This window comes from Mesorhizobium sp. M4B.F.Ca.ET.058.02.1.1, assembly GCF_003952505.1.
Classification (GTDB): domain Bacteria; phylum Pseudomonadota; class Alphaproteobacteria; order Rhizobiales; family Rhizobiaceae; genus Mesorhizobium.
This window is the reverse complement of sequence record NZ_CP034450.1, coordinates 4,205,131-4,224,011: the sequence shown is the minus strand read 5'-3', so window position 1 is coordinate 4,224,011 and position 18,881 is coordinate 4,205,131. Positions and strand designations below refer to the sequence as shown.

Annotated in this window: 21 protein-coding genes; 9 read left to right on the top strand and 12 right to left on the bottom strand. The window is 65.3% G+C overall.

Translation table 11 applies throughout. From position 1 onward, the window contains the following. The first annotated feature begins 509 nt into the window (after positions 1 to 509). A complete protein-coding gene (locus EJ073_RS20665) occupies positions 510 to 2,378 on the top strand; it encodes a DEAD/DEAH box helicase (protein ID WP_126057396.1) in 1,869 nt (622 codons plus the stop codon). Between the two features lie 362 nt (positions 2,379 to 2,740). Then, a complete protein-coding gene (locus EJ073_RS20660; protein WP_126057395.1) occupies positions 2,741 to 3,451 on the top strand; it encodes a DUF805 domain-containing protein in 711 nt (236 codons plus the stop codon). Positions 3,452 to 3,609: 158 nt separating this feature from the next. Here EJ073_RS20660 and EJ073_RS31655 read toward each other — a convergent pair whose 3' ends face one another. From EJ073_RS31655 to leuD, 6 genes are all read right to left on the bottom strand, one after another. Continuing rightward, positions 3,610 to 3,786 carry a hypothetical protein gene (locus EJ073_RS31655; RefSeq protein ID WP_189347901.1) on the bottom strand — a complete coding sequence of 59 codons (177 nt, stop codon included), beginning with the start codon at positions 3,784 to 3,786 and terminating at the stop codon, positions 3,610 to 3,612. A 3-nt stretch (positions 3,787 to 3,789) separates the two neighbouring features. Then, a complete protein-coding gene (gene leuB / locus EJ073_RS20655) occupies positions 3,790 to 4,893 on the bottom strand; it encodes a 3-isopropylmalate dehydrogenase (RefSeq protein WP_126057394.1) in 1,104 nt (367 codons plus the stop codon). Positions 4,894 to 4,972: 79 nt separating this feature from the next. Further along, complete coding sequence (locus tag EJ073_RS20650; RefSeq protein WP_126057393.1) at positions 4,973 to 5,326, bottom strand: VOC family protein; 354 nt, start codon at positions 5,324 to 5,326, stop codon at positions 4,973 to 4,975. A 52-nt stretch (positions 5,327 to 5,378) separates the two neighbouring features. Beyond that, positions 5,379 to 5,762: a RidA family protein gene (locus tag EJ073_RS20645; RefSeq protein ID WP_126057392.1), complete on the bottom strand. Its 384-nt coding sequence runs from the start codon at positions 5,760 to 5,762 to the stop codon at positions 5,379 to 5,381. 293 nt (positions 5,763 to 6,055) lie between these two features. Further along, entirely contained in the window at positions 6,056 to 6,991 is a 936-nt protein-coding gene (locus tag EJ073_RS20640; protein WP_126057391.1) for a hypothetical protein, read from the bottom strand. Between the two features lie 73 nt (positions 6,992 to 7,064). Then, positions 7,065 to 7,670: a 3-isopropylmalate dehydratase small subunit gene (gene leuD / locus EJ073_RS20635; RefSeq protein WP_126057390.1), complete on the bottom strand. Its 606-nt coding sequence runs from the start codon at positions 7,668 to 7,670 to the stop codon at positions 7,065 to 7,067. A 146-nt stretch (positions 7,671 to 7,816) separates the two neighbouring features. On the opposite strand from leuD, the gene EJ073_RS20630 reads away from it, so the two are divergent. From EJ073_RS20630 to EJ073_RS20615, 4 genes are all read left to right on the top strand, one after another. Beyond that, positions 7,817 to 8,242, top strand: a complete 426-nt coding sequence (locus tag EJ073_RS20630; protein ID WP_126057389.1) for a GNAT family N-acetyltransferase — start codon at positions 7,817 to 7,819, stop codon at positions 8,240 to 8,242. 93 nt (positions 8,243 to 8,335) lie between these two features. Then, a complete protein-coding gene (locus EJ073_RS20625; RefSeq protein ID WP_126057388.1) occupies positions 8,336 to 8,656 on the top strand; it encodes a metalloregulator ArsR/SmtB family transcription factor in 321 nt (106 codons plus the stop codon). After that, a complete protein-coding gene (locus EJ073_RS20620; RefSeq protein ID WP_126057387.1) occupies positions 8,653 to 9,105 on the top strand; it encodes an SRPBCC family protein in 453 nt (150 codons plus the stop codon). The genes EJ073_RS20625 and EJ073_RS20620 overlap by 4 nt, the downstream gene beginning before the upstream one ends. 35 nt (positions 9,106 to 9,140) lie before the next feature. Continuing rightward, entirely contained in the window at positions 9,141 to 9,650 is a 510-nt protein-coding gene (locus EJ073_RS20615) for an SRPBCC family protein (protein WP_245455301.1), read from the top strand. A gap of 10 nt (positions 9,651 to 9,660) precedes the next feature. On the opposite strand, the gene EJ073_RS20610 is transcribed toward EJ073_RS20615, so the two are convergent. The 5 genes from EJ073_RS20610 to EJ073_RS20590 all read right to left on the bottom strand — a co-directional run bounded on the left by EJ073_RS20610 (position 9,661) and on the right by EJ073_RS20590 (position 16,246). Then, positions 9,661 to 10,827 carry an FAD-binding oxidoreductase gene (locus EJ073_RS20610; protein ID WP_126059292.1) on the bottom strand — a complete coding sequence of 389 codons (1,167 nt, stop codon included), beginning with the start codon at positions 10,825 to 10,827 and terminating at the stop codon, positions 9,661 to 9,663. A gap of 30 nt (positions 10,828 to 10,857) precedes the next feature. Then, the gene (locus tag EJ073_RS20605; RefSeq protein ID WP_126057386.1) at positions 10,858 to 12,444 is read right to left on the bottom strand and encodes an ATP-binding protein; all 1,587 of its coding nucleotides are present in this window, start codon (positions 12,442 to 12,444) and stop codon (positions 10,858 to 10,860) included. Continuing rightward, entirely contained in the window at positions 12,432 to 13,124 is a 693-nt protein-coding gene (locus EJ073_RS20600) for a response regulator transcription factor (RefSeq protein WP_126057385.1), read from the bottom strand. Before EJ073_RS20600 ends, EJ073_RS20605 begins: the two co-directional genes overlap by 13 nt. A gap of 3 nt (positions 13,125 to 13,127) precedes the next feature. Beyond that, positions 13,128 to 14,675 carry a DUF4173 domain-containing protein gene (locus EJ073_RS20595; RefSeq protein ID WP_126057384.1) on the bottom strand — a complete coding sequence of 516 codons (1,548 nt, stop codon included), beginning with the start codon at positions 14,673 to 14,675 and terminating at the stop codon, positions 13,128 to 13,130. A gap of 335 nt (positions 14,676 to 15,010) precedes the next feature. After that, the gene (locus EJ073_RS20590; RefSeq protein WP_126057383.1) at positions 15,011 to 16,246 is read right to left on the bottom strand and encodes an integrase core domain-containing protein; all 1,236 of its coding nucleotides are present in this window, start codon (positions 16,244 to 16,246) and stop codon (positions 15,011 to 15,013) included. Between the two features lie 208 nt (positions 16,247 to 16,454). Between EJ073_RS20590 and EJ073_RS20585 the strand changes: the two genes are divergently transcribed. Together EJ073_RS20585 and EJ073_RS20580 are read left to right on the top strand one after the other, a co-directional pair. Then, entirely contained in the window at positions 16,455 to 17,330 is an 876-nt protein-coding gene (locus EJ073_RS20585; protein WP_126057382.1) for a CoA ester lyase, read from the top strand. A 42-nt stretch (positions 17,331 to 17,372) separates the two neighbouring features. After that, positions 17,373 to 17,579 (top strand): DUF1737 domain-containing protein, encoded by a 207-nt coding sequence (locus tag EJ073_RS20580; RefSeq protein ID WP_126057381.1) that lies wholly within the window; start codon positions 17,373 to 17,375, stop codon positions 17,577 to 17,579. Between the two features lie 89 nt (positions 17,580 to 17,668). On the opposite strand, the gene EJ073_RS20575 is transcribed toward EJ073_RS20580, so the two are convergent. Next, the gene (locus tag EJ073_RS20575; RefSeq protein ID WP_126057380.1) at positions 17,669 to 18,100 is read right to left on the bottom strand and encodes a metallopeptidase family protein; all 432 of its coding nucleotides are present in this window, start codon (positions 18,098 to 18,100) and stop codon (positions 17,669 to 17,671) included. A 137-nt stretch (positions 18,101 to 18,237) separates the two neighbouring features. Between EJ073_RS20575 and EJ073_RS20570 the strand changes: the two genes are divergently transcribed. After that, on the top strand, positions 18,238 to 18,870 hold the full coding sequence (locus EJ073_RS20570) for a LysE family translocator (protein ID WP_126057379.1): 633 nt from the start codon (positions 18,238 to 18,240) through the stop codon (positions 18,868 to 18,870). The last annotated feature ends 11 nt before the right edge of the window (positions 18,871 to 18,881 follow it).

The window sequence follows — 18,881 nt, the reverse complement described above, 5'->3', positions numbered from 1 at the left end:
GCCGAACCCGGGAGAGGGTGGTTAGGCCAAGGGAATCACACCGTTTTGGTGGTGGTTTTGGCCGTAGTTTTGCTGGAACGGGCAGGCGCGCCGAAGCGCCCGGCCCGATGCCGTGCATCGTGGCTGGGGCATCGAATGCAAGAAGAGCCATCAGAAGGCCGCGCATCGAAGAACAATCCCGTTCGAAGCGGGCTTTTACGCGGTTTGGTAAAAGAGTCAATTGGCGGCAGCGCTCTCCCTTCTCCCCTTGTGGGAGAAGGTGTCGCCGAAGGCGACGGATGAGGGGTGCTCCAGAAAACACCAACCTCTCACTCCGCTGGAACACCCCTCATCCGTCTCGGCTGCGCGCCGATCCACCTTCTCCCACAAGGGGAGAAGGAGAGGCGGTGCCGCTTGCGCTGTACAATGGCCGCCGCAGGAAGTACGAACGCTCAAAATGTCCTTCGCCTGCGTGCGTCAGCCCGGCATGTGTTGCCGGACAGGCAAGCTCCGAATTCCGAAAGAGAAAAATGTCCAGTTTCGAAACGATCGTGCCTGCGCTTGCAGAGGCGCTGGAAAAACGCGGCTATGCCGCGCTGACGCCGGTGCAGCAGGCGGTGCTGGCGCCCGAGCTTCGCGCGGCCGACGCGTTGGTCTCGGCCCAGACCGGCTCCGGCAAGACGGTCGCCTTCGGCCTTGCCTTGGCCCCGACCCTGCTTGGCGGCGCGGCGCGTTTCACCGATGCCGGCGCGCCGCTCGGCCTGGTGGTGGCGCCGACGCGCGAGCTGGCGCTGCAGGTGCGGCGCGAGCTGGAATGGCTCTATGAGCTGACCGGCGCGCAGATAGCCTCCTGCGTCGGCGGCATGGACATGCGCAGCGAGCGGCGGGCGCTGGAGCGCGGCGCCCATATCGTCGTCGGCACACCGGGCCGGCTGCGCGACCACATTACGCGCGGCGCGCTCGACATGTCGGCGCTCAAGGCCGTGGTGCTGGACGAGGCCGACGAGATGCTCGATCTCGGCTTTCGCGAGGACCTCGAATTCATCCTCGACGCCGCGCCCGCCGAGCGCCGCACCTTGATGTTTTCCGCCACCGTGCCGCGCTCGATCGCCACGCTGGCGAAGAACTACCAGCGCGATGCCGTGCGCATTTCCGCCGGCGGCGAGGCAAAGCAGCATCTCGACATCGAATACCGGGCGCTCTCCGTGGCACCCGCCGACCGCGAGAACGCCATCATCAACGTGCTGCGCTATTACGAGGCGACCAACGCCATGGTGTTCTGCAACACCCGCGCCGCCGTCAACCATCTCACCGCGCGCTTCAATAACCGAAATTTCGCCGTCGTGGCATTGTCCGGCGAGCTCAGCCAGAACGAGCGCAGCCACGCGCTGCAGGCGATGCGCGACGGCCGTGCCAGGGTCTGCATCGCCACCGACGTGGCGGCGCGCGGCATCGACCTGCCCAATCTCGACCTGGTCGTCCATGCCGACCTGCCGTCCAACCCGGAAACGCTGCTCCACCGCAGCGGCCGCACCGGCCGTGCCGGGCGGAAAGGCGTCAGCGCGCTGATCGTGCCGAACAATGCCCGCAGGCGCACCGAGCGCCTGCTCCACAATGCCGGCCTGACCGCGTCCTGGGCGAGCCCGCCCTCGGCTGACGAGGTGCTGCGCCGCGACGACGAGCGTATCCTCGCCGACCCTGCCTTCGGTGAGCCGGTGAGCGAGGAAGAACGCGGTTTCGTCGAAACCTTGCTCGACCGCCACGGCGCCGAGCTTGTCGCCGCCGCCTTCGTCCGGCTCTGCCGCGGCAGCCGCTCGGCGCCGGAAGACCTGCTCGACGTCGCGCCCTTCACGCCGTCAGCCGAAAGGCCCGCGCGACGCGACGAGACGCCCAGCCGCCGCGACGATTTCGGCGACAGCGTCTGGTTCTCGCTGTCGGTCGGCCGCCGGCAGAATGCCGAGCCGCGCTGGCTGATCCCCATGCTGTGCCGTACCGGCAGCATCAGCAAGCGCGAGATCGGCGCCATCAAGATGCAGCCGGAAGAGACCTTCGTGCAGATCGCCGCCGACTGGGCCGACCGGTTCCTCGCCGCTATCGGCCCCGACCGCAAATTGCAGAACAACATCGCGGTGAGACGGCTGGACGGCACGCCCGACCTGTCGCGGGCCGGCTACCAGCCGCCGAAACCCGACAAGAAGCCGCATCGCGGCAAGCGGCCCTTCGACCAGAACGCGCCCCAATTCGAAAAGCGCGCGCCGGGCGAGCACCGGCCCGCCGGCGTGGATTCAAAACCCTGGGCGAAGAAGCCCGGCAAGCCGAAATTCGACAAATCAAAACTCGACCGGCCGAAATTCGACAAGCCGGTAAAGCACAAGAAGCCGAAGAAGCGGCCGGCGTAGGTTCGCCAGGTTGGAAGCTGACCCGCAGCGAACGTCCGGGCAAACCGCCAACCTCGAAAATTAGCCGAAGCGTCCGACCTTCGTCATCCACGGGCGGAGCGAAGCGGACGCGTAGACCCGAGGATCCATGCCGTGACCTCGCGCGAAGCATAGACAAGGGGCAGAAATAGGGGCCGTTCTGAACGGCTGCAACGCTCGTAGGTCACGGAATGGATTCTATGGTCTGCGCCGCGTCGCTTCGCTCCTTGCTCCGCCGTAGAATGACGAAGGCGTGGTGCCCGCCAGTGCGCTAAATCGCATCCCCCTTGCGGTTCGCCGCGACTTTGACCAGTCTGGGCATGCGCGGCAAAGGGGGCAGTGCGATGCGCGGCGAGGTTCTGCACTATGACGAGCAGCAAGGCTTCGGCTTCATAACCGGCGCCGACGGCAAGCGTTACAGCTTCGCGCGCGAGGATCTGCGCCGCGAGATGGCGTTGGCCAGGGGCGCCGAGGTCGAATTCCAGCCGAATGGCGACCGGGCAAGCAGCATATTTTCGGTCCGCGCCCGCATGACCGGTCCGGCAGAGCCCGCCACCCCGACCGCGGCGTCTCCTCGCCCCTTGCCGGGCAGCGCGCCTGCGGTGCCCAACCATTTCGGCCGCAACGCCGAAAATGGAACGATCGGATCGAGTGGCCTGTGGGACTATTTCTGGCGCGGCCTGACGACCAATTACGTCGATTTCTCCGGCCGCGCCCGGCGCAAGGAGTTCTGGGGTTTTTGCCTTTTCTGGACGATCGGCCTCGCCGTCATTGTCGGCGTCGGCCTCTCTGTGGATTTGGGAAGCGGCATCGAACAGGGCGACGACCTGCCGATCGTCATGATCTGCCTTGTCGTTCTCTACATCCTGCTGACCTTCCTGCCGTGGGTCGCGCTGCTCGTGCGCCGTCTGCACGATCTCGGCCTGACCGGCTGGCTCGCGATCCTCTGCTTCCTGCCCTATATCGGCTGGCTCGCGACGCTCGTCTTCGGGCTGATCCCGACCCAGGCCGGCGACAACAAATGGGGACCGATGCCGGTCGGCGTCAGGTTCTAGACTAGGGCCGCAAGCCAGACTGACCGTGTTCGCTCAAAGCGATGTATTCGATAATCTTGAAGTGCTTCGCAGTGTCACCACGAAGGGCCTTCTTGTGGGTTTGGATCGTCTCGGTCCCAACAATCTTGAATTCGGATCCTTCATAGGTAATTTCGCAATCAACCACCTTGCCGGGCCAAAGCCAGATCAAGAGCCCAGCTCAAACTGTTCTCGATCTGATATCGATCGCATACGAACTGCCGCAGTGGCGCGAGACGCTGGTCGGTGCGAAAGTCGGCCTGGCGTTTATGCTCGCCAAGAGCATCCCTTTCGATGGCGCGACCCACCTCGCCCATCTGTCATCCAAGGAACTTGGCGATGATGGCGTCGCCCATTTCAATGGTGCCGACTTCCTTCATGCCGTCGGAGAAGATGTCCTTGGTGCGCAGGCCGTCTTCGAGCACGGCGGCGATCGCCGCTTCCAGCTTGTCGGCCTCGGCCACCATGCCGAAGGAATAGCGCAGGCACATGGCGAAGGACGCGATCATGGCGATCGGGTTGGCGATGCCCTTGCCGGCGATGTCGGGCGCCGAGCCGTGCACCGGCTCGTAGAGCGCCTTGCGCTTCTTGGTCTTCACATCCGGCGCGCCGAGCGAGGCCGACGGCAGCATGCCGATCGAGCCGGTGAGCATGGCGGCGATGTCGGACAGCATGTCGCCGAACAGATTGTCGGTGACGATGACGTCGAACTGCTTCGGCCAGCGCACCAGCTGCATGCCGCCGGCATCGGCCAGCATGTGATCGAGCTTGACGTCGCTGTAGCTGGCCGCGTGGGTCTGGCTGACAACCTCGTTCCACAGCACGCCCGACTTCATGACGTTGCGCTTTTCCATCGAAGTGACCTGGTTGCGGCGCGTGCGCGCCAGCTCGAAGGCGACGCCCGAGATGCGCTCGATCTCGAACGTGTCGTAGACCTGCGTGTCGATGCCGCGCTTCTGGCCGTTGCCGAGATCGATGATCTGCTTCGGCTCGCCGAAATAGACGCCGCCGGTCAGCTCGCGCACGATCAATATGTCGAGGCCCTCGACCACCTCCTGCTTGAGCGAGGAGGATGCGGCGAGCGCCGGGTAGCAGATCGCCGGACGGAGATTGGCGAACAGCTCCATGTCCTTGCGCAGGCGGAGCAGCCCGGCCTCGGGACGCACCTCGTAAGGCACCTTGTCCCACTTCGGCCCGCCAACCGCGCCGAACAGCACGGCATCCGCCGCCATCGCCTTTTCCATGTCGGCATCGGAGATCGCCGCGCCATGCGCGTCGTAGGCGCTACCGCCGACCAGCCCCTCATCGGTGGCAAAACCGCTGCCGAGTTTTTCATTCATGGCCGCGATCAGCTTCTTCACCTCGGCCATGGCCTCGGGGCCGATGCCGTCGCCGGCGAGCAGGAGGAGATTTTTCGAAGCCATGGAGAACCGTCCCGAGAGTGTTTGGAGAAACCGCGGCCTTGCTAAACGCCAAGTGCTTGCGGCGCAAGCCTTTCAACCGTCACCGGTGCGAAAGGACATTCACCAGCCGGCCGAACGGGTCGCGCACATAGAAGCGCCGCACGCCCCAGGGCTCGTCGGCCGGGCCGTATTCGATGGCGAAGCCGGCCTTGCGCATGGCCGCAAGCGCCTCGTCGACGTCGTCGACCTCGATCGAAAGATCAGGCACCGGGGTGCCGGAGCCGCCCTCGGTCATGAAGCTGATCTGCACCGTCATCGTCTCGGCCGAGCCGCAGGTGACGATCCAGCCTTGGTCCATCAGCACATCAAGCCCGAGCACGTCCTGATAGAAATGCTGCGCCGCGAGGGTGTCCTGCGTGGCGATGTTGGCGACGATGCGCTTGACCTTTACCATCGGCTGATCCTTGCTTTGTGCAAGCCGGTGCCCCTGTCCTGGGCGACCTGCATCAGGCCGTGCGCCGGAGCGCCGTCGCCTCGATCTCGATCTTCATTTCCGGCTTGTTGAGCTGGCAGACGATCATCGTCGCCGCCGGCCGAATATCACCGAACGCCTCGCCGAGGATCGGGAACACCACGTCAACATAGGCCTGGTCGGTGATGTAGTAATGCGCCCGCACCACATCGGCCATCTCGAAGCCGCCGTCGGCCAAGGCCTTGGCAATGGTCGCGAGGCAATTGCGCGTCTGCGCCTCGACCGTGTCGGGCATGGTCATGGTGGCATAGTCGTAACCGGTCGTGCCGGAGACGAAGCACCAGTCGCCCTGCACCACCGCGCGCGAATAGCCGGCGGTTTTCTCGAAGGGCGAGCCGGTGGAGATGAGTGTGCGCATGGAGAGCCTCGCGTTGGATGCGCGCATTCTGAAACGGACGAGCGATCCAGTCGTGAGCCAGGGAGCGTAGACTGGCGGTGCAAACTTTTGATGCTGACGGGACAGCGCCCCCTCTGGCCTGCCGGCCATCTCCCCCACTTGGGGGAGATCAGATGTCACGCCGGTTTTCGCCAATCACCAGCGTTGCAAAACAGGCGGGGCGCCGAAACAGCCAATCTCCCCCCTTGTGGGGGAGATGTCCGGCAGGACAGAGGGGGGCGCGAAGGAACGCGACCTAGCAATAGAGGCTCGGGCTAATTCGCCGACCCCTGCGCGTCGTCATACGCTTTCTTGATATCCGCCGGCCACGTCTTCAGGTCGGGCCAGCCCTGTGGCTCGCCATTGTCGCCGCGGCGCGCGAAATAGACTTTGTGCTTGACCGGATCGACCGCCATGAAGCCGTCATTGCCGCCGCAATCATGCGGCACGCAGCCGGTGGCGTAGAAGGCGCCGGATGCGGTGTTTTCGGTGCCGCCGCCGACCAGCAGGCTGGTCGCCATGTCGGGCATGGTGTCGCCGAGCACCGTCTGCGCCGCCTTGTAGACCGCCTCGTTGTGGAAGGCGTCGATGATGTTGTCGTATTTCGACGGGTCGACATCTTTCCAGTCGGTGCCGGATTCCGGCGTGTAGGTGAGGTTGCCGGAGGTGGTCAGCCCTTCCGTCGGCGACCATTGCAGCGCCGCTCTCGTCTCGCCCGGCAGCAGAAAGGGCACATAGTAGATGGCGCTGTCGGAGACCGCGGCCGGCGGCGCGCCGCATTCGTCCTGCTCGACGGTGGTGGTCTGGATCTCGCCGCCTTCCGGCTTCCAGGCGATGACACTCGCCGGCCCGCATTGATTGCCGCCATCGCCGACATCGAACAGTGCGACCTTGACGCCGCCGACCTCGACAATCTTGTCGAAGAAGACGTCGTAATTGTCGGCGAGCTGCTTGCCGTCATAGGCCAGCACCTTCTCGCCATACTCCTCCTGCTGGGTGATGGTGAACTGGCCGCCCTCGAACGGGATCGGCGCCAGCTTGTCCTCGTCGGCCGGCGCCGCATCGGTGGTGCTCGACGCGCCCTGGTCGGCGGCGCCGCCGGACGCATCGTCGGCCGGCACCAGCACCGCGTCGGTCTGGGCATGCGCGCCCGCCATCGGCAGCAGGATCACCGCCAGCGCGCAGGCGCCGGCCAGAAGCGAGCGTGTCATGACTGTCCCTCCGTTCAGCCGCAGCACGAACCCGGCCTGTCGTGGCCGGGCTTAAGCATTCAGATACAGACGATCAGGCCCACGGGCGCTGCGCGGCGTTCTTCTGTTCGAACGAGTCGATGGCGCCGGCCTTCTCCATGGTCAGGCCGATGTCGTCCAGCCCATTGAGCAGGCAGTGGCGCTTGAAGTCGTCGAGGTCGAACGTGACCACGCCGCCATCCGGCCCGCGGATTTCCTTGGCCTCGAGATCGACCGACAGCGTGGCGTTGGAGCCGCGCGAGGCGTCGTCCATCAGCTTGTCCAGGTCTTCCGGGCTGACGGTGATCGGCAGGATGCCGTTCTTGAAGCAGTTGTTGTAGAAGATGTCGGCGAACGAGGTCGAGATGACGCAGCGGATGCCGAAATCGAGCAGCGCCCACGGCGCGTGCTCGCGGCTCGAGCCGCAGCCGAAATTGTCGCCGGCGACCAGGATCTGCGCCTTGCGATAGGCCGGCTTGTTGAGCACGAAGTCGGGGTTCTCCGAGCCGTCCTCCTTGTAGCGCATCTCGGCGAACAGGCCGGTGCCGAGTCCGGTGCGCTTGATCGTCTTCAGATAATCCTTGGGGATGATCATGTCGGTGTCGATGTTGACGATCGGCATCGGCGCGGCGACGCCGGTCAGCTTGGTGAATTTGTCCATGGTCCTTGCCGTCTTCTTGTCGTTCGGGAATTTGCTGGCGCACGGTTTACACAAAGCCGGCGGCAAATGAAAGGCAACTGTTCGTGCGCGGATCGGGCTCAAAAAAGGACTTCGAAATCCTGGCCCGCTGGTGCAGTCTTGCGACCATGACGGAACCATGCCGCGTCCTCTATGCCAGCGAGCCGGCGCTCGACGTCGCCGAGTTCCGCCGTGTGCTGGTGGAATCTGGCCTCGGCGAGACGCGCCCCGTCGACGACGAGGCCCGGCTGAAGACCATGCTCGGCAACGCCAACCTGGTGCTGACGGCGCGGCTCGACAGCGAGGGCAAGCCGCTTGTCGGTGTAGCGCGCGGCGTCACCGACTTCTCCTGGGTCTGCTACATTTCCGAGCTTGCCGTTTCCCGATCGGCGCAAGGGCTCGGCATCGGCAAGGGGCTGATGGACGAGGCCCGCCGCCAGCTCGGTCCCGCCGTCGCCATCAGCTTGATCTCGATGCCCAACGCGGTCGGCTTCTACGAGCGCATCGGCATGAGGCGCATGCCCGACGCTTTCTGGTTCTCCCGCAAGGGCTGATCCGTCTCCATATTCCTCACCGACTCACGGGCAAGTGATCGCCCGATCTGTCTCCCTGCTTGACATGCAACCAAATGGTTGCATATTAAAGCGATGAGCATGGATGCCGTCTTTCGCGCCTTGGCCGACCCGACCCGCCGGCAATTGCTGGACAGCCTCCATGCAAGGAACGGGCAGACGCTGAACGCGCTCTGCGAGCGGATGGAGATGACGCGCCAGGCGGTGACCAAGCACCTGGCGATCCTGGAAGAGGCCAACCTCGTCACCACCGTCCGCCGGGGCCGAGAGAAGGAACACTACCTCAACCCGGTTCCGATCAACGAGATCGCCGAGCGCTGGATCGGCAAGTTCGAGCGCCATCGGCTGGATGCATTGAGCGACCTGAAGAAACGACTGGAAAGGGAAGAGCCGTGAGCGACAACACCTTCGTCTATGTCACCTATATCCGCACCACGCCTGAAAAGCTTTGGACGGCGCTAACCGACCCGGAGTTCAACCGGCAGTTCTTCCTCTGCTCCTATCAGGAGAGCGACTGGAAGGTGGGCTCAAGCTGGAAGCTGATCTTCCCCGACGGAAGCATTGCCGACTCGGGCGAGATACTGGAGATCGACCCGCCCAGGCGCCTGGTCATCAAATGGCGCAACGAATGGCTGCCCGAGGTGAGGGAAGACGGCTATACGCGCTGCACCTTCGCAATCGAGCAGGATGGCGAACTGACGAAGCTCGCCGTCACCCACGAGGCCGACGGCCCGCACCGGCTGATCGAAAATGTCGCCAAGGGCTGGCCGCTGGTTCTGGCCAGCCTGAAGAGCCTGCTCGAGACCGGCAAGGGTTTTGACCGCCCGCCGTCGAAGGCGGCCTGAGCGCCTGATGATTGGTTTCGGCAACGAAGCGACCATTGACGGAGGCCGATGTGAACCCGGAGCAGCTGGCTGTGAGAGCCATGGCGAACAGCCGGACGGTCATGGCATCGGCCGAGATTCTCGCGCCGCCGGAACAGGTCTTTGCAGCGCTCGTCACCGACGCGGTCGAGCGCTGGTGGAGCTCTGCCGACTGCTACCGGATGACCGCCTGGGCCGCCGAGCTGCACGTCGGCGGCAGCTGGAGCGTCATCGTAAAGACGGCGGACGGCAGGCGCCTGCCCGCCGGCGGAACCTTCCTCGAAATCGAGACGCCGCGCCGGATCGTTCAGACCCGGCGCTATGACTGGAACCATCCGACCCTCGGCCGCCACGAAACGAGGGTGGCCTATCTGCTGGAGCCGACGTCCGCCGGCACCCGGCTCACCATCTGCCACGGTGGTTTCGAAGGGTTCGCCGAAGCCGCGGCCGAACATGCCGATGGCTGGGCGCGGGCGCTGGGCTGGCTGCAGCGGTATTTTGGCGAGGGCAGGCAGGCAGCGGCCTAGCGCCTCCCCTTCAAATCACATTCAGCTCCCGGAACGCCCGCCCCTCGGCCACCCGGCTGTACCCGAACGCCGTGCAATCCACCGTTCGGTAGCCGCCATGCACGATCAGCTCGGAGAGCGCCTTGCCGACCGCCGGCGCCTGCTGGAGGCCGTGGCCGGAAAAGCCGTTGGCGAACAGGAAGTTCTCGACCTCCGGATGCGGCCCGATCACCGCGTTCTGGTCGAGCGTGTTGTAGTCGTAGTGGCCGACCCAGGCGCGCGTCGGCTTGATCGCCTCGAAGGCCGGGATGCGGGTGGCGAGCGCCGGCCAGATCACCTCCTCGAACAGAGGCCAGTTGACGTCGAAATCCGCGGGATCGGGAGCATGGTCGCCTTCCTCTGGTTCGGCGCCGCCGGTGAGGTAGACCGAGCCTTCCGGCCGCACATAGATGCCGCTGGGATCGACCAGCAGCGGCATGTCGGCATATTTCTCGCGCGCCTCGAAGACGAAGACGTTGCGCTTGCGCGGCTCGACCGGCAGCGCGAGTCCGGCAAAGGCCGCCACCTTGCCAGCATTCGGGCCGGCGGCGTTGACGACGATACCGGCTTCGAGTTTTTCGCCATTGTCGAGACTGACGCCGGTCACGCGGTTGCCCTCGCGCGCGATGCCGGTGACGTCGGCGGTGATGAAATCGATCTTCTTGTCGCGCAGCGCCTTGCGGAACAGCATCAGCAGCGCATGCGCGTCGAACCAGCCCTCGCCGGTGCGGCCATAGGCGCCGGCGGAAATTCCCTCGGCCGACAGCCAGGGGAAGCGGTGCGTCAGTTGCTCGGGGTCCTCCAGCACGATGTCGGCGCCCTCGGCGATCTGCGCTTCGTGATTGGCTTTGAGGATCGGCAGCCCGTTGTCGCCGGCAAGGATCAGATAGCCGCCCTCGCGAAAGCCGATATCGGCCTCGGCGCCAAAAGTTTCCTGCAGCCGCCGGAACAGTTTTAGCGTGAACTGCGACAGGCGGATGTTTTCCGGGATCGAGAATTGTTGACGGATCGAGGCCAGCGACAGCGTCGTCGCCGCATGGGAAAATTGCGGATCGCGCTCGACCAGCGCGATCGAGCCGGAAAATCCCTCCTCGCGCAGATAGTAGGCGACCGAGGATCCGACGATGGCCCCGCCGATGATGACGATGTCGTAGCGCACTTCTTCCTCCGATCCAGCCTGCGGCATCCTTCACGCCGCCGGCAGGCTGATCTCGAAGCGCGTGCCGCGCTCGCTGTCAACCAGCCTGATCGTGCCATCATGCGCTTTCAGGAGGGCCAGCACGATGCCGAGGCCCATGCCGGTGCCGCCGGTCTCGCGCCGCGTGGTGAAGAACGGCTCAAACACCTTGCCGCGGTTGCTCGGCGAAATGCCGGCGCCGTCATCGCTGACCAAGACGGTCGCCCGCTCGGTCGCGTTCGTGGCAGAGATTGAAACCAGGCTCGCGCCATGCCGCGCCGAATTGTCGATGAGATTGGCTAGCACGATCGCCGCGTTCTCGGCCGAGATACTCAGGCCGACCCCGCCGCCGGCCTCGACGCGGACCGTGAGCCGGTTGTCCGCCGGCAGCAGCGCCAATGCCGCCTCGAGCGACGTGCTTTCGCCGCTGGGCGCTAGGTTTTCGGCGCGCGCCAACTCGAGCAGGCGGCGGACCAGCAGATTGAGTCGCCCGGCATCGGTGACGATATTGTCGGAAAACCGCTTCCGCTCGGCCTCGTCCATGGCATCGCCGGAATCGCGCAGCAATTCCGCCGCCCCCTGAATCGCCGTCAGCGGTGATTTGAGCTCGTGCGAGACATGGGTGGCGAAGGTCTGGATGCTGTCGGAGCGCGCCTGCAGCTTTTCGGCCATGTCGAGGAAGGCGGCGGAAAGCTCGGCCATCTCGCGCGTGCCGTGATGGTCGAGCGGCTTTATCGCTTCACGATCGCCGGCGGCGATGCGCTTGGTGCGCTCGATCAGCCCGTAGATCGGCCGGCTCACCGTGCGCAGGAAGACCAGCCCGATCAGCAGCGTGCCGCCGACAATCGCGATCGCCGCCAGGGTCACCTTGCCGCGCTCGCCGTAGAGGTGCTTGACGATGTTGTTCGGCGTCCGCGACAGATAGACCACGCCGGCGACCCGGCCTTCGACCTCGACCGGCAGGGCGACGAAGACGCGCACCCTGGTGCCTCGGCTAACCGAATAGAGCGGCGGCGCCGGCTGGTCGGGGATCCTGAGCCGGAGCGCGCCGCCATAGCGGCCGGCAAGTGCGGCGCGCACCTCCTCGACGCCGGCCAGCGACTGCCCGACCTCCTCGCGCCCGGCGATGACCACGCCCCGGGGATCGAGCAGCCGGAAGCCGGCCAGCGTCGTCTTCTGCGTTTCGTCGAGAATGCCGGAGAGCCGCGCGCCGATCGCCGCGAAGGCCGCATCGGGAATGGCGGGAACAGCCGCAGGGCGCGTCGGCATGACATCGTCGGAGGCAAGGTCGAGGCGCGGCTCGATCGGGTCGTAGGGATAGTTGTTGTCCCTTGCCGGATCGGCCGAGACCGGCGCGCCAAGTTTCTCGGGCGCAATCCCGGCCTGGCGCACATCCTCGGCATAGATGGCGGCGAGCACCGCGCCTTGCGCGATCAGCTCCGCCTCGGTCTGGCGGATCAGCTGGTTCTCATAGAGGCGAAAGAAGAACAGGCCGACCAGCGGCAGCGCCATCACCACGATCAGGATGGCGACCACCACAGTGGCCAGCCGCGGCCGCCATTTGTCCCCGATCCATTTCCGCGAGTTCAATGGCCGCATCGGCCGAGCCGGAAGCCGACGCCGTGCACGGTCTCGATCGCATCGGTGCAGCCGGCCGCCGCCAGCTTGGCGCGGATGTTGCGGATATGGCTGTCGACGGTGCGTTCCGAGACATGGATGTTGGCGGCATAGGCATTGGCCATCACCGCCTCGCGGGCAAGCACATGCGTGGGGCGGGCGAGGAACCCTTTCAGGATCGCGAACTCGATGCCCGTCAGCGCCAGCGGCTTGCCGTCGAAGCTGGCGCCGTGGCTCGCCGGCATGAGCACCAGCCCGCCATGCGAGAACTGCCGTTCTTCGGCCTCGGCCGACGCCGGGCGGGCGCGGCGCAGGATGACGTTGACGCGGGCGACCAGCTCGCGCGGGCTGAACGGCTTCGTCACATAGTCGTCGCCGCCCATTTCCAGCCCGAGGATGCGGTCGATCTCCTCGTCGCGCGCCGACAAAAACAGCACCGGCACGTCGGATCGCTGCCTCAGCCTGCGGCACACCTCCAGCCCGTCCATCTCCGGCATGCCGATGTCGAGCACGACGAGGTCGGGCGCGCGCCGCTCGATCGCCTGCAGGGCGGCGGCACCATCGGCGACGCCTTGCGTCCTCATGCCGGCCTTTTCCAGCGCGAAGCAGATGATCTCGCGGATATGCGGATCGTCGTCGGCGACGAGGATGTTGTGCGGCATCGATCAGAGGTCCGGCATCGCGGGTTGATACCCGGGAGGAACCACGAGCGGACCTCTTTTGTCGAGTGCGCGCAAAAGCCGCCAGTCGCGAAAGCTCCAGGCGCGCCAGTTTTTCTGCTCGTCGCGAAAGCGGGCCTCGGTGAAGGCGTCAGCCGGATCGCGTTTGTCGGCGAGGAACACCTTCTTCTGATGGTCAAAAAAGCGGTCGAGTGCCGGCAACGCGGCGGGGCCGAGAGACCTCGTGTAGAAAAGGTCGAGGCTGGTGCCGGGGCCGTTCATTTCGTAGGAATGGTCGACATTGTAGTTGGCGATCAGCGCGGCGAAGTTGACGTAGCAGCACACATAAAGCGTCGCCGATAACGTCAGAAGATTGGCGGAGAGCAGCCATTCGCTGGATTTTCCAAGCGCGATGCGGGCGATGATCAGCGCCAGCCCTGCCGCCACCAGCCCCATCCAGACGAAGGCGGCAATGCGCAGATAGGTCAGCGCGTAGATGCCGATATAGAGATCGAGCCTCAGCATCGAGGAGATGACCAGCATGATGTTCTGCGCCACCCAGGCATAGACCAGCCGGCGGATCAGCGGGTCCTCCGACGTCTCGCTGCCGGGCCTCAGCGCTGCGAGCACGAAGCCGGCGGCAAGCAGCGCGGTGACGATCAGCGGATAGGCGCCGCGATGCGCATAGGCGGCGTAGGTCAGCCCGTCCGGCAGCGCCACCCCGCCCCACAGATAGGTGGCGTCGAGCGCGGTCTGCAGCGCGAACAGAAGGTTGAAGACGAGCAGCGCGCGCAGGATCGCCGCCTTGCCGAAGAGGACGTCCTCGATGGTCGTTCTTGCCTGAGCCGGCGGTTCCGTGCGGACGATCCGCGACTTGCGCGGCAAACGGCGGAAGAAGCGCGGCAGGCGCGGCCGCAGGAAGGCCCAGATGCCAGCGAGCACGGCAAGCCAGAAGACCAGCCGCGGCAGCTGGATCAGGTTGAGGAGTGCAAAAAGGTCGATCAGCGAGAACCAGTATTCGATGACCGGATTGGCGGCGCCGAACAGAGCGAGGAAGACGAGACCGAGGCCGAGCGGCATCACCCAGACGGCGATCGCCGCCAGCCGGATGCGCCGCCCGCCATGGCGCCGCGCCGCCTTGCGCCAGCGCACGAAGTCGCCCACCAAGCGGAACGGCGCGGCGATGAAGAAGGCCGAAAGCTGCCTGGCGATGCGGGCGAGGCCGGCGCGCAGCCGCCCGGTCAGCGAAAGCGCGAACGCCGAGAGCGCCACGAGCGCGATCGAGACCGACAGCGGACTGACATTCTCGACCAGCGGCAGCAGCGCCGCGAGCAGGGCGGCAGGCCTGACCCAGAGCCAGCGATCGTTAAGGTTCATGGAATTGAGAGACAGGGAATTGAGGGCCACGATCGCGGCGGCGAGCACGATGCCGAACAGGAACCACGTGATGCCGGCCGGCTGGCCATAGAAGAAAAAGTCCGCCAGCGCGACCAGCAGGACGGCGACGCCGAAGCGCTGGCAATAGCTCGGCGCCGGCGCGAGAAGATCTGTCATGACCGGGTTTTCCTCGCTTTGGCCGGCGCATGGCGCGGCGGCGATCTAAGGACGAAGGGCAACAGCGTCGCGGTCGGCCGCGCTTTCGCGGCGAGCCACCAGCCATCGCTGCGCAGCCGGTAGGGCAGGGACCAACGGGGACTTTCGTGTGTCTGCATGTCGCCTGTCTCGCAAGCAGGCGAGGAGATAGCGGGGCGGGCCGCCTGAGATTTTCAGCAATGATTTGCAGATTTCGTGCAGGGGAGCTTCGAACGTTGGCGCTGCCCCTCATCTGGCTGCCGCCATCTTCTCCCCGTGAACGGGGAGAAGGACGTCGTCACGCGGATTTTCGCCAATCACCCGCGTCGCAGGAAGCGTGCCTGGGCCGCGGCCAGTGTCCAGCCGATAGATGGGTAACAGTTTGAACCGGATACATAGGTAACAGTTCTCCCCCTATTTGTCATACGCCTTGTGTCGATGATGCCGAGCTGGTGTGCATGGAAGGAAAGAGCCCATTGACCATCCTCGGTTTGGGCGGCCGCGACAGCTTCACCAACCAGTGCCTGCGAGACATAGACGAAGCCGCCGTTCCACCTGATCTCGCCATTGTGGCGTACATGACGGACCGCGGCCTCGGCCGGATAATCAGGCTCGGGCGGCATCGTCGGCATGGCGCGCCGGGAGGATCTGTAATGCTGGGCTGGAGTGTCCATGCCTAGCGCCTCATGGGGACGTTCTTCATTGTAGCTGCGCCGGAAGGCCTCGAAGGCGTGGCCCTGGGCCGCCCTGTCGGCCTCCGGTGCCTCGGCCAGCGGCAACAGGGTCAGATGAAAGCGCTCGTGGCGCCCGTTCTGCTGGGGTTTGCCGGGCGCGATCCGCTCCAGGGCGATGCCGAGTTTGATGAAGCGCACCGCAAGCGGTGTCAGCCCGGTGACACCGGCCGACGCGAAGGGCGGGCCATTGTCGCTTCGGAACCGGTCCGGCAGGCCATGCTCCTCAAACAGCCGCTCGAATACCGGCCAGGCCTCGGCATCCGCCGTCGAGCCGGTCGCTTCGAGCGCCAGCAAGTAGCGGCTCGACGCATCCATCACCGTCAACGGTTCGCAACGCCACCCGTCACGGGTCCGGAACCAGCCCTTGTGATCGCCGGTCCACACCGCGTTCGGCCCTTGCGGCTCCGGCCAAGGTCCATTGCCGCAGGCCCGCAGCCGGGTCCGCTTGCGGGCGCTGACAAGCCCATGCCGTGCAAGGATAGCGCCTGCCGTCGAGGCCGACGGCCAGATCAAGTCGGGAGCCGCGCGCTTGAGCCGCGCCACGATCTTCTTGGGCCCCCACAGCGGATGCGTCTCCTTCGCCGCCACGATCCGCTCGACAAGATCAAGGGCTGTCGCACGGCCATGATTGAGCGGCGCTCGCGGCCGATCGTGCAAACCTTCCGGGCCAAACTCCCGGTAGCGACCCAGCCATTTATAGCCGATCTTGCGCGAAATTCCGTAGGCCGCACAAAGCTCGCTCATCGTCTCTTCGCCAGAAAGGCAATCCACTACAAAACGAAGCCGCTCGTCCATGATGCCAGTCTCTCGCCAAACCATCGCCGGGTCCTCCGGCGAGGGAGAAAACTGTCACCTATGCAATCGGTCCATTCTGTTACCTATCTATCCGGTTCGGACACCAGCCCCTTCTCCCCGTCACTATACGGGGAGAAGTGCCCGGCAGGGCGATGAGGGGCGGCGCCGACTTCCCACGATTGGCTGCGCCGCACGGCTTGCCTCCATTGTCCACAGGCGGCATAGATCGAGAATGCAAACCTACCGCCCGCGCCGCTCGGTGCTCTACATCCCGGCCTCGAACGACAGGGCGCTGGCCAAGATCGCGACGCTTGCCTGCGATGCCGTGATCATTGACCTGGAAGACGCCGTGCCGCCAGCCGACAAGGTCACGGCGCGCCAAAGGCTGGCGGGCATCCTGGCCGAACGCCCGAACCGGCGCTGCGAAATGATCGTTCGCGTCAACGCGCTGGGGAGCGAATGGGGCATCGACGACGTGCTGGCGGCGGCGAAAGGCGAGGCCGACGGCATCCTTCTGTCGAAGGTCGTCACGCCGCGCGAGGTGCTGGAGGCCGCCGACCTGCTCGACGACAATTTCGCGCCGGACACGGTGAAACTATGGGCGATGGTGGAGACGCCGAAAGCCCTGCTAAACATCGGCGCGCTTGCCGAGCTCGGCCGCGATCCCGCCTCGCGCCTTGCTTGTTTCGTTGCCGGAACAAACGATTTGGTCAAGGAGACCGGTATCCTTGCGACGCCGGACCGGCGCTATCTCACGCCCTGGCTGATGCAATTGGTGCTGGCCGCGCGCGCCGGCGGCGTCGATGTACTGGACGGCGTCGCCAATGATTTTCGCGATTCTGACGCCTTTGCCCGTGAATGCGTGGAAGCCGCCGCCATGGGCTTCGATGGCAAGTCGCTGATCCATCCGGCGCAGATCGAGGCGGCGAACCGGGCCTTTGCGCCGTCGCCGGAGGCTATCGCCCAGGCCCGCGCGGTGACGGCGGCCTTCGCGCTTGCCGAGAATGCCGGCAAGGGCGTCATCGCGCTCGATGGCAGCATGGTCGAGCGGCTGCATCTGGCTCAGGCCGAGAAACTTCTGGCGAAGGCCGCCGCCATCGGCGCATGATGCGCTTTCGGGCGATTGCCGCAAACTCACGGGGACTGAAAAATGAAACTTTACCGCTTTCTGTCCGGCCCTGACGACTCCAGCTTCTGCCACAAGGTGACGGCGTCGCTGAACAAGGGCTGGCACCTGTTCGGCTCGCCGACCTATGCCTATGACAAGAAGACCAAATCGATGCGCTGCGGTCAGGCTGTGGTGAAGGATGTCGAGGGTCAGGACTACACGCCCGACACCAAGCTCAGCGATTGGTAGACGCGGGCAACAACCCGCTTTGGTGCAGGCACCCTTCCTCTCCCTCCGGAGGGGAAAGAGGAACGGCGCGATGCGATTTCGCGAAAGCCCTAGGCCGTCTGCTCCGCCGCCTCCTCGATCCGCTCCATATCGTCGTCCGACAGGCCGAAATGGTGGCCGATCTCGTGGATCAGCACATGGGTGACGATGTCGCCCAGCGTCTCCTCGTTCTCGGCCCAGTAGTCGAGTATGGCGCGGCGGTAGAGCGTGATGCGGTTCGGCCCCTCGCCGGTCTGCGGGTTCCAGCGCTCGGCGATGCCGCGCCCCTCGAACAGGCCGAGCAGGTCGAACGGCGTTTCCAGCGAAAGATCGTCCATGATCTCGTCGGTCGGGAAATCGGCGATCTGGATGACGATCTCGCCGGTGAGCTTGCGGAAATCCTCCGGCAGATGGGCGTAGGCCTCCAGCGCCAGGAACTCCATCTCCTCCATCGACGGCGAAAGCTGGTCGTGCCAGGTGCGGGTCTTGTAGATGCGGGCCATTCTTTGTCCTTTGATCCCGGCATATAGGCTTTCGCGCCGGTCGAGGCAAATGATGCGGCAGTTCCTGTATCTTGTATCCTTTGCTGCCGCGCGGGAATCGCGTACGGGTCGGTTCCGGCCATGTATCAGGAGCTCCCATGCCGGACTTTTCCACCCTTGGACTTTTCGCCATTGCCTGCCTCGCTTTGACCGCGACGCCGGGGCCGGACATGCTGTTGATCGCATCCCGCAGCGCCAGCCAGGGGCGTGCGGCGGGCCTGGCGACCTATGTCGGCATCGCCGCTGGTACCTATTGTCATGCGCTGGCCGCTGCTTTCGGCCTGTCGCAACTGTTCCTTGCCGTTCCCATCGCTTACGACATCGTGCGTTACGCCGGCGCCGCCTATCTGGCCTATCTCGCCTGGAAAGCGTTCCGCTCCGACGGGACAGCGCTTGCGCCGGTTGCCGGCCTGCCGCGCTACTCGCAAGGGCGCATCGTCCGGCAGGGGTTGTTGACCAATCTCCTCAACCCGAAGATGGCGCTGTTCGTGCTGGCGCTGTTCCCGCAATTTGTGCAGCCGCAGGCCGGGTCCGTGGCGGGGCAGATACTGGTGCTGGCAACCGTGCTCAATCTGATTGGGCTGGTCGTCAATGGCCTGGTCATCCTGACCGCCAGCCGGATCGGCGCGGCATTGTCGAGGCGGACGCGGTTTCAGCGGGCGCCGCAGCTGTTGCTGGGGAGCGTCTTTGCGGGACTTGCGGCCCGGCTGGCCTTCGATGGCCAACGCTAAAGCGCGTAACG

What these genes read in the sequence shown, in the direction of transcription:
- EJ073_RS20665 (WP_126057396.1), top strand. Translation starts at nt 510, where the DNA reads ATGTCCAGTTTCGAAACGATCGTGCCTGCGCTTGCAGAGGCGCTGGAA.
- EJ073_RS20660 (WP_126057395.1), top strand. Translation starts at nt 2,741, where the DNA reads ATGCGCGGCGAGGTTCTGCACTATGACGAGCAGCAAGGCTTCGGCTTC.
- EJ073_RS31655 (WP_189347901.1), bottom strand. Translation starts at nt 3,786, where the DNA reads ATGGGCGAGGTGGGTCGCGCCATCGAAAGGGATGCTCTTGGCGAGCAT.
- leuB (WP_126057394.1), bottom strand. Translation starts at nt 4,893, where the DNA reads ATGGCTTCGAAAAATCTCCTCCTGCTCGCCGGCGACGGCATCGGCCCC.
- EJ073_RS20650 (WP_126057393.1), bottom strand. Translation starts at nt 5,326, where the DNA reads ATGGTAAAGGTCAAGCGCATCGTCGCCAACATCGCCACGCAGGACACC.
- EJ073_RS20645 (WP_126057392.1), bottom strand. Translation starts at nt 5,762, where the DNA reads ATGCGCACACTCATCTCCACCGGCTCGCCCTTCGAGAAAACCGCCGGC.
- EJ073_RS20640 (WP_126057391.1), bottom strand. Translation starts at nt 6,991, where the DNA reads ATGACACGCTCGCTTCTGGCCGGCGCCTGCGCGCTGGCGGTGATCCTG.
- leuD (WP_126057390.1), bottom strand. Translation starts at nt 7,670, where the DNA reads ATGGACAAATTCACCAAGCTGACCGGCGTCGCCGCGCCGATGCCGATC.
- EJ073_RS20630 (WP_126057389.1), top strand. Translation starts at nt 7,817, where the DNA reads ATGACGGAACCATGCCGCGTCCTCTATGCCAGCGAGCCGGCGCTCGAC.
- EJ073_RS20625 (WP_126057388.1), top strand. Translation starts at nt 8,336, where the DNA reads ATGAGCATGGATGCCGTCTTTCGCGCCTTGGCCGACCCGACCCGCCGG.
- EJ073_RS20605 (WP_126057386.1), bottom strand. Translation starts at nt 12,444, where the DNA reads ATGCGGCCATTGAACTCGCGGAAATGGATCGGGGACAAATGGCGGCCG.
- EJ073_RS20600 (WP_126057385.1), bottom strand. Translation starts at nt 13,124, where the DNA reads ATGCCGCACAACATCCTCGTCGCCGACGACGATCCGCATATCCGCGAG.
- EJ073_RS20595 (WP_126057384.1), bottom strand. Translation starts at nt 14,675, where the DNA reads ATGACAGATCTTCTCGCGCCGGCGCCGAGCTATTGCCAGCGCTTCGGC.
- EJ073_RS20590 (WP_126057383.1), bottom strand. Translation starts at nt 16,246, where the DNA reads ATGGTTTGGCGAGAGACTGGCATCATGGACGAGCGGCTTCGTTTTGTA.
- EJ073_RS20585 (WP_126057382.1), top strand. Translation starts at nt 16,455, where the DNA reads ATGCAAACCTACCGCCCGCGCCGCTCGGTGCTCTACATCCCGGCCTCG.
- EJ073_RS20580 (WP_126057381.1), top strand. Translation starts at nt 17,373, where the DNA reads ATGAAACTTTACCGCTTTCTGTCCGGCCCTGACGACTCCAGCTTCTGC.
- EJ073_RS20575 (WP_126057380.1), bottom strand. Translation starts at nt 18,100, where the DNA reads ATGGCCCGCATCTACAAGACCCGCACCTGGCACGACCAGCTTTCGCCG.
- EJ073_RS20570 (WP_126057379.1), top strand. Translation starts at nt 18,238, where the DNA reads ATGCCGGACTTTTCCACCCTTGGACTTTTCGCCATTGCCTGCCTCGCT.